The following is a 13333-nucleotide window of genomic DNA, read 5'->3' on the forward strand; positions in this document are numbered from 1 at the left end:
TGAAGAAAAACAATGTTAATCCTCCACAAAGTAATCTAGTTGAATAACTTCCATTTATCAGGTTAATACTAGTAATGGAATCCTAGATTAGGGAGGGACAGGCATGCCCATCAAGTATTATTGCCGTCATTGTGGTACAAAACTTGGCTCTATTGAACAAACATCGATACATGCAGAAACTCTAGGCCTTCATAAATTAACGGATCTGGAAAGACAGGAAATGGTCTCGTATGAACCATCTGGTGACATTCATATCAAAGCCATTTGCGAGGATTGTCAGGAAGCATTAGAGCGAAATCCAGATTACCATCAATATGATTTTCTTATTCATTAAAATAGTGGGTAAAAACACTCTACTTAGATAATAGTCTAGCTTAGCTTTTTAGCGGCTAGTGTGCGCCGCTAAAAAGGGCGCTTCCGCTATTCTAATCAGCTTTGGAAGCTCTCCAAAGCGTTTTTCTGTTTAAAAATTTACTAATATAAATATTGTTTTAATATAATTATTTCTTAAGGGAGGGAGGAGAAACCTTGAATGGTTTAAAATCACTATTTTTAAAGCAAGAAGATGTTCACTCCATCATTGCCGGGGTTGAAGAGGGATTAAAAGAACAACTAGTTGCAGGCCTATCCGGATCATCGCGGACCGTCCTAACTGCGTCTGTCTATGAAAAGATGAAAAGGCCGATCATGCTTGTCACCCATAATCTACTACAAGCCCAAAAACTCTATGATGATCTCGTCAATCTATTAAGTGAAAAGGAAGTCTTCCTTTTTCCAGCTAATGAATTAATAGCTGCCGAACTAAGCATTGCAAGCCCGGAATTAAAAGCCCAGCGAATTGAGGCGTTAAACTACTGGAGCAGGCAAAGTAAAGGGGTATTGATTGTCCCAATTGCCGGATTAAAAAAGATTGTTCCTCCAAAAACACTATGGAAACAATACCAGCTGTCATTAAAACTAGGGGAAGATATTAATATAGATAAGATGTTAACAACCTTTGTTAAAATGGGTTACGTCCGGTCTGAGATGGTATCGACTCCTGGGGAATTTAGTGTAAGGGGTGGAATTATTGATATTTACCCACTTACTGAGGCAGACCCATTAAGGATAGAGTTGTTTGATACTGAAATTGATTCGATCCGATATTTCTCCCTTGACGATCAGCGGTCAAAAGAAAAAGTGAAAGAAGTTTTAATTGGACCAGCTACGGAAATCATCCTCAAAGCGGAGGACTATAGCCGAATGACCGGCAAGCTTGAAGAAGGATTGGCGCTGTCTTTAAGAAAATTAAAAGATGATAAAGCAAAAATGCAGTTAAGCCAAAATATCAGTTATGAGCTTGAGCAGTTGAAAAATGGCCAAAAACCAGACCAAGTCTATAAATACTTATCATTAGCCTACGACAGGCCTAATAGTTTACTAGACTATCTGCCAAGCGATGGACTTGTGTTTGTAGATGAAATTAGCAGAGTTCAAGAGATGAATGATTCCCTCGTAAAAGAAGAAGCTGAGTGGTATACAGGTTTACTAGCAGAGGGGCAGATTATTCATGACCTGCATATTTCTCATGACCTTGGGGCAATGCTGCAAAGAAAAGAATTTCCGCTTCTCTATATGTCGTTATTTTTACGACATGTTGCCAATACAAGTCCACAAAATATTATCAATATTACTTGTAAACAAATGCAAAATTTTCATGGTCAGATGCATGTATTAAAAGCAGAAATCGACAGGTGGAAAAAAGGAAATTATTCTATTCTATTTTTAGGACCGGATGAAGAAAGGGTAAAGAAATTAGAACGGGTCTTAGAGGATTATGAAATAAATTCAAGCACCATGAAAGGTGATCAACAGCTCTTACCAGGTAAAGTTCAGATTATGCAAGGGAATCTTCATGCAGGATTTGAACTTTCTATTCAAAAAATTGCTGTCATCACTGAGGAAGAATTATTTAATAAGCGCGTCAAAAAATCAGCTAGCCGGCAGAAATTATCGAATGCCGAACGGATCAAGAGTTACTCCGAGTTGAAAATTGGTGATTATGTTGTTCATGTTAATCATGGAATCGGTAAATACCTGGGGATTGAAACGCTAGTTATAAATGGTATTCATAAAGATTACTTGCATATTCGCTATCAGGGTTCAGATAAACTGTATGTTCCAGTGGAACAAATCGACCTTGTTCAAAAGTATGTTGGATCTGAAGGAAAAGAGCCGAAGGTTTATAAGCTCGGCGGCAGTGATTGGAAGAAGGTCAAGAAGAAAGTTGAATCATCTGTACAAGATATTGCGGATGACCTTATTAAGCTGTATGCGGAGCGGGAAGCGGCGGTTGGGTATGCCTTTTCTCCTGATGGGGATATGCAGCGTGAATTTGAAACTTCTTTTGCTTATCAAGAAACCGAAGACCAGCTGCGCTCGATCCATGAAATTAAAAAGGATATGGAAAGATCGCGTCCAATGGACCGCCTTTTATGTGGTGACGTTGGTTACGGTAAAACAGAAGTGGCCATCCGTGCTGCATTCAAGTCGATTGCTGATGGAAAGCAGGTAGCCTTCTTGGTTCCAACAACAATCTTAGCGCAGCAGCACTTTGAGACTTTGAGAGAACGTTTTCAGGATTATCCGATTAATATTGGCTTATTAAGCCGGTTCCGAACAAAAAAACAGCAGACTGAGACAATAAAAGGATTAAAAGCAGGGACGGTTGATATTGTTGTAGGTACCCATCGTCTGCTATCGAAAGACATTGTTTACCATGATTTAGGACTATTGATTGTCGATGAAGAACAGAGATTTGGTGTTACACATAAGGAAAAAATTAAGAAGTTAAAAACAAATGTCGACGTGTTAACCTTAACGGCAACACCAATTCCAAGGACACTTCATATGTCAATGCTCGGCGTACGGGACTTATCGGTCATCGAAACACCGCCGGAAAATCGTTTTCCTGTGCAAACATATGTTATGGAGTACAATGGTTCATTGGTAAGAGAAGCGATTGAACGTGAGCTTGCCAGGGACGGACAAGTATTCTTTTTATATAACCGGGTCGAAGATATTGAACGTAAGGCTGAAGAAATTTCCATGCTTGTTCCGGATGCCCGCGTAACGTTTGCACATGGGCAAATGACGGAAAATGAACTGGAATCAGTTATGATCGGTTTCTTAGCAGGGGAATTTGATGTGCTCGTGAGCACAACGATTATCGAAACGGGTGTTGATATCCCGAATGTAAATACCTTAATTGTGTTCGATGCAGATCGAATGGGCCTTTCCACGCTTTATCAGCTCCGCGGCCGGGTAGGCAGATCCAATCGTGTTGCTTATGCCTATTTTACGTACCGAAAAGATAAAGTCTTAACGGAGGTTGCAGAAAAGCGCCTTCAAGCGATTAAGGAATTTACGGAATTAGGGTCCGGATTTAAAATTGCCATGCGCGATTTATCGATTCGCGGGGCAGGGAATTTATTAGGTGCTCAACAGCACGGATTTATTGATTCCGTTGGATTTGATCTTTATTCACAAATGCTGAAGGAAGCCATTGAAGAGCGGAAGGGCGACCTAGGCGGTGAAGTGAAAAAGTCTGTTGAAATTGATTTGGAAATTGATGCCTATATTCCTGATACCTATATTAAAGATGGACATCAGAAGATTGAAATGTACAAACGGTTTAGAGGGGCCGAGAGTCTTGAGGATATCGAAGAGCTTCAAGCAGAAATGCTCGACCGGTTTGGCGAATATCCGGAGGAAGTGGATTACCTCTTCCAAATTGCTGAAATTAAGGTCTACGCCTTGTTAAACGGTGTTGAGCAAATTAAACAAGTAAAACAAGAGGTCACCATTTTAGTTAATGAACAGGTTACCGGTGAAATTGATGGAAGTAAGATATTCCATATAGGAAACCAATTTGGCCGAAACATTATTCCCGGTATGGAAGGCTCTAAATTAAAAATCATGATTAAGACAAAAGAGTACGATACAGCTGGGTGGCTTCATATTGTCCGAGAAATGGTCAAAGGGGTATCACTGGCTAAAAGGGGTCAAGGCAATCCGGTAAACTAGTCATCAAAGGGACATTTCAGTTGTCCTTTTGATCTAGCTATTATTATCCATTTATGTGATATTTCGCTTAAATGTGAAAAAATATTATGTTTGTGAATAGAACTTTCCAGATGAAAGATACTAATTTCAAAGCTGGTGATGATTAACATCATTGCCAAGTTAGTAAAATCATCAGATGAAAGTGAGGCAACATTGGATGAAAGCAACTGGAATTGTTCGTCGAATCGATGATTTGGGGCGTGTTGTTATTCCTAAAGAAATACGCAGAACCTTGCGTATCCGCGAAGGGGACCCGTTAGAGATTTTTGTGGATCGAGACGGAGAAGTCATTTTAAAAAAATATTCACCAATCAGCGAGTTAAGCGATTTTGCCAAAGAATATGCAGAAGCCCTATTTGATAGCCTCGGTAATCCTGTTTTAATTTGTGATAGAGATACCTATATTGCAGTCGCTGGCGGTTCAAAAAAGGATTATTTAAATAAGAACATCAGCGAATTAGTTGAAAAAACGATGGAAGAACGAAACTCCGTTCTACATACCCAGCAAGGTGAAATGGCGTTAATAGAAGGGAATAATGAAACTGTCTCATCGTACACCATTGGACCTATTATTGCAAACGGGGACCCCATTGGTGGCGTTATTATCTTTTCAAAAGAAGGAACCCTTGGTGAAGTAGAGCAAAAAGCAGTAGAAACAGCTGCTGGGTTCCTAGCTCGACAAATGGAGTCATAATAAGAAAAGCGGAAGTACCCGTTTAGCGCACGACAGGACAGGGGCCCAGTCCGACTGAGATAAAGGAAACACGAAGAGCGTAAGCGATTCGATGTTGACTTATCATAGGGAGGATTGGGATGGCCGTTAGTCGCTGGGTGCTGTAGTCTAGACAATTATCAAATTATAACGAAAAGACAGCAGATGCTGTCTTTTTTATATGTCCAGCTCCAGGCCCAGCGACTAGTGTACTTCACTAAACGAGCGCTTCCGCTTTTCTTTTATGCTATAATACCTTGGAGATTTTATAAGCAGGTGAAGAAATGCAAAAGTCCATCCATCAATCAAAAGCCGTCTTTAAAGGGGCGTTTATTTTAACCATTGCGGCTATTGTAACCAAAATCTTAAGTGCCTTTTACCGGATTCCTTTTCAAAATATTGTCGGTGATGTCGGCTTTTACATATATCAACAAGTATACCCGTTTTATGGGATGGCCGTGGTTTTGTCGACCACTGGCTTTCCAGTTGTCATTTCTAAGCTTTATGCAGAGCAGAAGGAACGAGGAGATGATGTACGTTCTCGTTTACTGCTGTTTGCCTCGTTTCTCTTTTTGCAAGTATTTGGATTCATCTGTTTTCTGATTCTTTATATAGGTGCTGATGGAATTGCCCGTTGGATGAATGATTCGCATTTAGCCATTTTATTAAGGGTCGTTGCGATTGTTTTTCTCGCCTTCCCGATTAGCTCTTTATTAAGAGGATATTATCAAGCAATTGGGGATATGGTTCCAACTGCCTTATCACAAGTGGGGGAACAAACAATACGGGTGTTGACGATTATCTTTTTGTCTTCTCTTTTTATGGCAAAAGGTTATTCGTTGTATTTAGTCGGAGGAGGGGCGATGTTTGGTTCGATCACCGGAAGTATCATATCCGCGATCATTCTGTTTATGTTCTTGCGGATTCGTAAAGAATGGAAAATAATCATGCCTGTTAGAGGGATGTTTCAAAACTATAAAAAGGAAGTTGGAGCTATTTGGAGGGCGCTCTTTTTCCAAGGATTGATGATTTGTTTAAGTGGAATGCTGATGATCTTCATCCAAATGGCAGATTCTTTAAATCTTTATTCTCTGCTTGTTGCAAATGGAATGGAAGCAGAACTAGCCAAGGGGATAAAAGGGATTTTTGACCGTGGTCAGCCCTTAATCCAATTAGGGACCGTTGCTGCCACATCCATGTCACTAACCCTTGTGCCATTGATCACTAGGGCACGATTAGCATCTAAGCCAGTGGAATTGTATGAACATACCCAATTAGCATTAAAGGTTAGTGTTGTAGTTGGTGTTGGCGCCTCTGCAGGCCTCTGGGCCATTATCGAGCCTACGAACATTATGCTGTTTGAGAATCGCTCAGGTTCATCTGTCTTGGGTATCCTTAGTTTTGTTATTTTCTTTACATCGATCATCTCAACGGTTATTGCGATTATGCAGGGAATGGGAAAAGTGTTGTTTCCGGCCTTTGCCGTCATGATTGTTTTTCCATTGAAATATCTATTAAATATTATTCTTATTCCGTTATTAGGAATCATGGGGGCTGCAGTTTCCTCGCTTATTTCACTAGCAATCGTTACACTAGTCTTAATGACCGGATTTAGAAAAATGTCCGGAGGGCCGATATTATTAAATGGATTTTTAAGAACGGTTCTAGCGGCCACGATGAGTATGGTGCTGCTTTTAAAGGGCTATTTATACATAACAGAATATTTCTTTGCTTCTTTTGGAATGGAGCGGCTAGGGGCAGCTATGCAGGCAATAAGCGCTGTAGTATGTGGAGGCCTCCTGTTTTTATCAATTATTATCCGGGGCCGAGTTTTTCGCGAGGAAGAACTGGCATTATTTCCGCTTGGCAGCAAACTTATTCATTTATTAGGAAGAAAGGATAGGGGTTAACATGGGTAAAAAAATTGAGGTACTCGGACTGGGTGCAGGTGACTTAGAACAGCTGCCAGTCGGGGTATATAAGAAATTATTGAAGGCAAACCATCTTTTCTTACGGACTAAGGAACATCCTGTTGTATCAGAGTTAGAAAAAGAGGGATTGACCTATGTTTCGTTTGATAATGTCTATGAAAAACATGATCAGTTTGACGACGTCTATGAGGAAATCGCCCGAACCCTATTAGAGGAGTCGCAAACCGGGTCCGTCATTTATGCCGTTCCAGGTCATCCGCTTGTGGCGGAGCGGACTGTTCAGCTCCTTTTAGAATATGGACCAAAGGAAGGGGTTACCATTTCTATTGGAGGAGGACAAAGCTTTTTGGATGCCATCTTTGCTGCATTAAAAATTGATCCGGTTGAAGGGTTTCAGCTGCTCGATGGCACAGCACTGTTTGCCAGCCAGCTTCAGCTGGAACAGCATATGTTTATAAGTCAGGTATACGATCAACTTGTTGCTTCGGAAGTTAAACTAACCCTAATGGAGAAGTTGCCTGATGATTACGAGGTATATATTGTAACGGCTGCCGGCAGCAGTCAGGAGTCGATTGAAAAAGTAGCCTTGTATGAGCTGGACCGAAACGTATCGATTAACAATTTAACCTCCGTTTATGTTCCGCCTGTTAAGGACGAACAAATACTATTGAAAAATTTTGGGAAACTTCGTGATATTATTGCGATTTTAAGAGGGCCAAATGGATGTCCATGGGATAAGGAACAAACTCATGAATCGTTAAAAAGGTACTTAATTGAAGAAACATATGAAGTAATTGAAGCAATTAACAGCGATGATATTGACCATTTGGTTGAAGAACTAGGAGATGTACTGCTACAGGTCATGCTCCATGCTCAAATTGGAGAAGATGATGGGTATTTTTCCATCGATGATATTATCGAGGGGCTCTCAGAAAAAATGATTCGCAGGCATCCACATGTATTTGGTAATACGAAGGCTGATAACGCAGAGCAAGTGATTCAGAACTGGCAGGAAATCAAGCAGAAGGAAAAAGGAGAGCAGCAACCCGCTTCCTTGTTAGAAGGTGTTTCAACAGCACAGCCCAACCTGCTGCGGGCCTATGAACTGCAAAAGAAGGCGGCAAAGGTTGGTTTTGATTGGCAGGAAATTAACCCGGCGATTGCGAAAGTGAAAGAAGAGCTGGATGAATTTGTGAATGAGCTTGATGGAACAGAGGAAGGACTTATCCTTGCTAAAAAGGAATTTGGCGACCTGCTGTTTGCCTTTGTAAATGTAGCGAGATTTTTAAAAATCCATCCAGAGGAAGCCTTATTTGAAACAAATGAAAAGTTCATTCGCAGGTTTCAGTACGTTGAAGAAAAGGTAAAGAATAGTGGGCGGTCATTTGAAGAGCATACACTTGAACAGCTCGATTTTTATTGGGATGAAGCGAAGGAAAAGGGATTATAAGAAAAGGGGGAAGTGCAAATGCGTTTAGATAAGTTTTTAAAGGTTTCAAGAATAATTAAAAGAAGGACGCTGGCAAAGGAAGTCTCTGATCAAGGCAGAATTGAAATCAATGGAAAAGAGGCAAAGGCTAGTTCCACGGTTAAGGCAGGCGATGAGTTAACGATCCGCCTTGGACAGCGGAAAATTACCGCTCGAATCGATCGAATCCAAGAAACATCACGTAAGGAAGAAGCCGCTGAAATGTATACCATTTTAAAAGAAGAGAAGCTGGGCTCTTCCGACCCTTTTTAAGGTTCGATTGTTCTAATTAAGATTTCCCTCACATAAAAATGTACAAAAGGGTTGTACAAATGATTGTGAGGGATGAAGGATGAGCCAATACTATGATAATAATCCACAAAAGAGCAGTGTTCCAGATCATGATGTGATTATGAGAGGAAGAAAGCTGCTCGATATTACTGGAGTTAAACAAGTAGAAAGCTTTGATAATGAGGAATTTTTATTAGAAACAGTAATGGGCTTTTTAGCCATCAAGGGGCAAAACCTGCAAATGAAAAACCTTGATGTCGAAAAGGGGATTGTCTCCATTAAAGGGAAAATTTTTGACTTAGTTTATCTTGATGAACAGCATGGGGAGAAAGCTAAAGGGTTCTTTAGCAAGTTATTCAAATGACCCTTTCAACGCAATTTCTTACCATGCTTTCCATGATTGGCATGGGATCGTTGTTCGGTGCCATGTTTGATACGTATCAACGGTTTTTAAATCGTCCAAAACAAAAAGCTTGGATTGTCTTCATAAATGATATCTTATTTTGGGTTATTCAAGCTTTAATTATTTTTTACACCTTATTCATAGTAAATAGTGGAGAATTGCGGTTTTATATCTTTATTGCACTTCTTTGCGGATTCGCCGCATACCAAGCCTTGTTAAAAGGTATTTACCTTCGTCTCTTAGAGATAGGGATTCAGTCCGTTATCGCCATTTATAATTTTATAAGAAAAATGATTCAACTCCTGATTTATAAGCCAATCGTTGGTCTTATACAACTATTGATTGTGATTATTCTCGCACTTGGCAGGGGACTATTAACCCTTGTCAAATTTGTTTATAAAGTTTTACTATTTATTCTGAAGGTCATCTTGTTTCCATTGCAAAAAACCGTATTATTATTTTGGAAACTTTTGCCGAAAAGTCTTAAAAAAACCGTCGAGAAGTTATATAATAAAACGGCAGGAAATTTAAAGGAAATAATGAATTATATTAATAAATGGCGAGATAAATGGAAGAGGAAAAAAGAGTAAGGAGGTTTTAGGGGAATGGGTGCGGAAACAAAACGAAATGTATCAAGAATTCAGACAACCTATGTGGAGCAGCAACAATATGCCGAGATTGCCTCAAGCCGAAAAAGAAAATTAGTGCGAAGACGTTTATCGGTGTTTTTTGTTTTTGCTAGCTTGCTAACCTATTTGATGATTTCAAATCACATTTCCCAAACAGCTAAACTCGAGACGAAACTGGCGCAAAAGAAAAAGCTTGATCACCAGCTTGCAGATATGAAAAAGCAGGAATCCATTCTTAAAGAAGATATTATTAAGTTAAATGATGATGATTATATCGGAAAGTTAGCGAGGAAAGAGTACTTTTTCTCAGAAAAGAATGAAGTAATTTTTAATATTCCTGAAGACAATAAAGAAAATTGACCCAGCTGCGCGAGTTATTGACACTGATTTTTTAGTTTCTGTATAATATATAGAAACATTGATTTAACATTTTAAGGAGGAACATTCTTTTTATGTCAATTGAAGTAGGCAGCAAGTTACAAGGAAAGGTAACAGGGATAACAAAGTTCGGAGCGTTTGTGGAGCTGCCGGGTGGATCAACAGGACTTGTACACATCAGTGAGGTTGCTGACAATTATGTAAAAGATATTAACGATCATTTAAAGGTTGGCGACCAGGTTGAGGTAAAAGTCCTAAATGTTGAGAAAGATGGAAAGATTGGTTTGTCGATTAAAAAGGCAAAGGATCGACCAGAGCCGGAAAAAAGGCAATATTCGCATTCGCAACGCCCTCGTCAAAACCGTTCAAACGATCGTAATAGCAATAAAGGGGAAACCTTTGAGTCTAAAATGGCCAAATTCCTAAAAGATAGTGAGGATCGTTTAACTTCCTTAAAGCGCAACACGGAATCCAAGCGTGGAGGAAGAGGAGCTAGACGTGGTTAACTTGCTGCACACTTAATGGGATAAGGGCAGGTTTCACTTTAACATACAAAGACAAGTCAACGGCGGCTTGTCTTATTTTATCGTTAAGGGAATTATAAAATTTTCGCTTATGGATAACTGCTAATAAAAGGACTGTCAACGTCCAGCTCCAGCGCTTTTGTTCTTTCTATTATTAATCTTAGTATATTGTAAAAGGTGACAGGCACCATGTGAATTCTTCACATGGTGCCTGTCACCTTTTCTACTTTAAACGACATAAATATATTATTTGAATGATTATAGTGAAAACCGTCGAACGATTATTTGATCTTGTTCACTATTTTGACAAACTTTTAAATCTATTAATTTTATAATTGTTTCCAACGATGAAAGAACAAGGGAGTGTGATTTATGGAAAAGGCTAACGTAAGTTTCATAGAACCAGTCGGGGAAGTCAACCTTCATTCATCTAAATGGGATATAGGAAAAGGAATACGGAAATTCCAATTAATGCTTGAGTCCTTTTTTATAAAAAAAGGTTATTTATTAGTATTAATAGGATTCTTACTTGGACGGGCCTTGATTTTGGCGAAGTTAACACCATTTTGCCTGCCATTTTTCGCATCAGTCTATTTAATTAAAAGAGATCGGGCACCGCTTGCTCTGATCGGGCTGATCGTCGGGGCTGCCACAATTTCTTTAGGGAATGCAGCCTTCACCTTTGCTGTGACAGTTCTATTTTTAACCATCTATCGAATTAGTGAAAAGTGGCTGACGAATGAAGTTCGATCCCTGCCATTTTTTGTTGCGATTATCCTAGGCCTTGGGAAATTGATAGAGTCGTTTATTCTATCAAGACAACTAACTCTCTATGATTTAATGATGGCTGGGGTTCAGTCAAGTCTTGCTTTTATCCTAACACTTATTTTTCTGCAAAGTATTCCATTACTCACTTTAAATAAACGAAGACAGCTGTTAAAAACGGAAGAGATTGTTTGTTTAATTATCATGCTTGCCTCTATCTTGTCAGGGACGATTGGCTGGAAGGTTTATGATATGTCGATAGAACATATCATGTCGAGATATCTGGTATTGGTCTTTTCCTTCATTGCCGGGGCAACAGTGGGTTCCACGGTTGGGGTAGTGACCGGGCTGATTTTTAGTCTTGCAAGTGTATCCAGCTTCTATCATATGAGTCTACTAGCATTTTCAGGGGTGCTTGGCGGCCTGTTAAAGGAAGGGAAAAAAATCGGAGTTTCCATCGGTTTATTTATTGCTACCCTGCTGATTGGCATGTATGGGGAAGGCGAGGGCTCCATCTTACAAACTGTATTGGAGACTTTATCGGCCATTTTCTTGTTCCTCTTAACGCCGCAAGTATTTACTTCAAGGCTGGCAAAATATATACCGGGAACACCGGAACACACGGCAGAGCAGCAAAAATACATGCGCAAAATGCGCGATGTTACAGCACAAAGAGTGTCCCAATTTTCAGGTGTCTTTCATGCTCTATCCAAAAGCTTCTCTCAAATGGAAGTCATGCAGGAAGAAGAGGAAAATGACCGCGAAATGGATTATTTCATGAGCAATGTGACTGAACGAACTTGTCAAACTTGCTTTAAAAAGGAACAATGCTGGGCAAAGAATTTTAATACAACCTATGCGGCGATGGAAGAGATTATTCATGAAATGGACCAAAATGACGGTAATGTGTCGCCAAGAATAGCAAGGGAATGGGATAAACTTTGTTCTCGCCCCAAAAAGGTATACGAAACGATTGGGCAGCAGTTAACCTTCTATCAAGCCAATTTAAAATTAAAGAAGCAGGTGCGGGAAAGCCGTAAGCTAGTGGCAGAACAATTGTTAGGTGTATCTGAAGTTATGGATAACTTTGCTAAGGAAATTCAGCGTGAAAGAGAGAATCATCATAAACAAGAAGAACAAATTATGGAGGCAATTCAGGATTTTGGCATTCAGATTGAACAGGTTGAAATTTATAGCCTTGAACAAGGTAATGTCGATATTGAGATGACAGTACCGTTTGGTAATGGTCACGGAGAGTGTGAAAAGTTAATTGCACCGATGCTGTCAGATATTCTTGGGGAAACCATTATCGTGAACAAGGAGGAATATGGAACCATCCCTGAAGAATTATGTAATGTAAACTTCCGATCATCGAAGGCTTATACGGTAGATACAGGTGTGGCCCATGCAGCGAAAGACGGCGGCTTAGTATCGGGCGACAGCTATTCAACGATTGAGCTTGGATTGGGTAAATTTGCCATCGCCATTAGTGACGGAATGGGAAATGGAGAAAGGGCTCATTATGAAAGTAAAGAAACATTGCAGCTCTTACAAAAGATATTACAATCAGGAATAGAAGAAAAGGTCGCGATAAAATCAGTTAACAGCATCCTATCACTTCGGACTACAGATGAAATTTTTTCTACATTAGATTTAGCAATGATCGATTTGAAAAATGCGTCTGCAAAGTTTCTTAAAATTGGCTCGACGCCAAGTTTTATAAAAAGAGGAAATAAAGTTATTAAAATTCAGGCAAGTAATTTACCAATGGGCATCCTTCAGGAGTTTGAGGTGGATGTTGTCAGCGAACAATTAAAAGCAGGAGATCTGCTTATTATGATGAGTGATGGAGTATTTGAAGGACCAAAGCATGTAGAAAATTATGATTTATGGATGAAACGAAAGGTACAAGAACTAGAGACCGATGATCCGCAAGAGGTTGCAGATCTAATAATGGAAGAGGTTATTCGCTCCAGATCCGGTTTAATTGATGATGATATGACTGTGACTGTAGCTAAAATTAAACATAATACACCGAAGTGGGCGTCTATTCCTCTTCATAAAGTAAAACGCCATGCCTAACCAATTAATTTATCCACTCCTTCAGTTAAATATGTATAAATCAACC

General features: G+C 39.6%; 11 protein-coding genes. All 11 read left to right on the top strand.

What is annotated here, in order from left to right; all coding sequences use genetic code 11:
- Positions 1 to 103: 103 nt before the first annotated feature.
- Positions 104 to 334 carry an anti-sigma-F factor Fin family protein gene (locus AAHB15_RS26270; protein WP_335573483.1) on the top strand — a complete coding sequence of 77 codons (231 nt, stop codon included), beginning with the start codon at positions 104 to 106 and terminating at the stop codon, positions 332 to 334.
- 194 nt (positions 335 to 528) lie between these two features.
- Positions 529 to 4065 carry a transcription-repair coupling factor gene (gene mfd, locus AAHB15_RS26275; RefSeq protein ID WP_335573482.1) on the top strand — a complete coding sequence of 1179 codons (3537 nt, stop codon included), beginning with the start codon at positions 529 to 531 and terminating at the stop codon, positions 4063 to 4065.
- A 196-nt stretch (positions 4066 to 4261) separates the two neighbouring features.
- Positions 4262 to 4798: a stage V sporulation protein T gene (gene spoVT / locus AAHB15_RS26280; protein ID WP_098530257.1), complete on the top strand. Its 537-nt coding sequence runs from the start codon at positions 4262 to 4264 to the stop codon at positions 4796 to 4798.
- 302 nt (positions 4799 to 5100) lie between these two features.
- Positions 5101 to 6726: a putative polysaccharide biosynthesis protein gene (locus AAHB15_RS26285; protein ID WP_335573481.1), complete on the top strand. Its 1626-nt coding sequence runs from the start codon at positions 5101 to 5103 to the stop codon at positions 6724 to 6726.
- Between the two features lies 1 nt (position 6727).
- Positions 6728 to 8197: a nucleoside triphosphate pyrophosphohydrolase gene (mazG, locus tag AAHB15_RS26290; protein ID WP_335573480.1), complete on the top strand. Its 1470-nt coding sequence runs from the start codon at positions 6728 to 6730 to the stop codon at positions 8195 to 8197.
- Between the two features lie 18 nt (positions 8198 to 8215).
- Entirely contained in the window at positions 8216 to 8488 is a 273-nt protein-coding gene (locus AAHB15_RS26295) for an RNA-binding S4 domain-containing protein (RefSeq protein ID WP_144568566.1), read from the top strand.
- A 79-nt stretch (positions 8489 to 8567) separates the two neighbouring features.
- A complete protein-coding gene (gene yabP, locus AAHB15_RS26300) occupies positions 8568 to 8870 on the top strand; it encodes a sporulation protein YabP (protein WP_098530253.1) in 303 nt (100 codons plus the stop codon).
- The gene (gene yabQ, locus AAHB15_RS26305) at positions 8867 to 9499 is read left to right on the top strand and encodes a spore cortex biosynthesis protein YabQ (protein ID WP_335573479.1); all 633 of its coding nucleotides are present in this window, start codon (positions 8867 to 8869) and stop codon (positions 9497 to 9499) included. Before yabP ends, yabQ begins: the two co-directional genes overlap by 4 nt.
- 15 nt (positions 9500 to 9514) lie before the next feature.
- Positions 9515 to 9898 (top strand): FtsB family cell division protein, encoded by a 384-nt coding sequence (locus AAHB15_RS26310; protein WP_098530251.1) that lies wholly within the window; start codon positions 9515 to 9517, stop codon positions 9896 to 9898.
- A gap of 92 nt (positions 9899 to 9990) precedes the next feature.
- The gene (locus AAHB15_RS26315; RefSeq protein WP_144568560.1) at positions 9991 to 10422 is read left to right on the top strand and encodes a S1 domain-containing RNA-binding protein; all 432 of its coding nucleotides are present in this window, start codon (positions 9991 to 9993) and stop codon (positions 10420 to 10422) included.
- Between the two features lie 390 nt (positions 10423 to 10812).
- Complete coding sequence (spoIIE, locus tag AAHB15_RS26320; RefSeq protein ID WP_144568558.1) at positions 10813 to 13287, top strand: stage II sporulation protein E; 2475 nt, start codon at positions 10813 to 10815, stop codon at positions 13285 to 13287.
- Positions 13288 to 13333: the final 46 nt, after the last annotated feature.

The sequence above is a fragment of the Bacillus sp. OTU2372 genome (genome assembly GCF_038440275.1).
GTDB classification, from domain to species: Bacteria; Bacillota; Bacilli; order Bacillales; family Cytobacillaceae; genus Neobacillus; species Neobacillus bataviensis_B.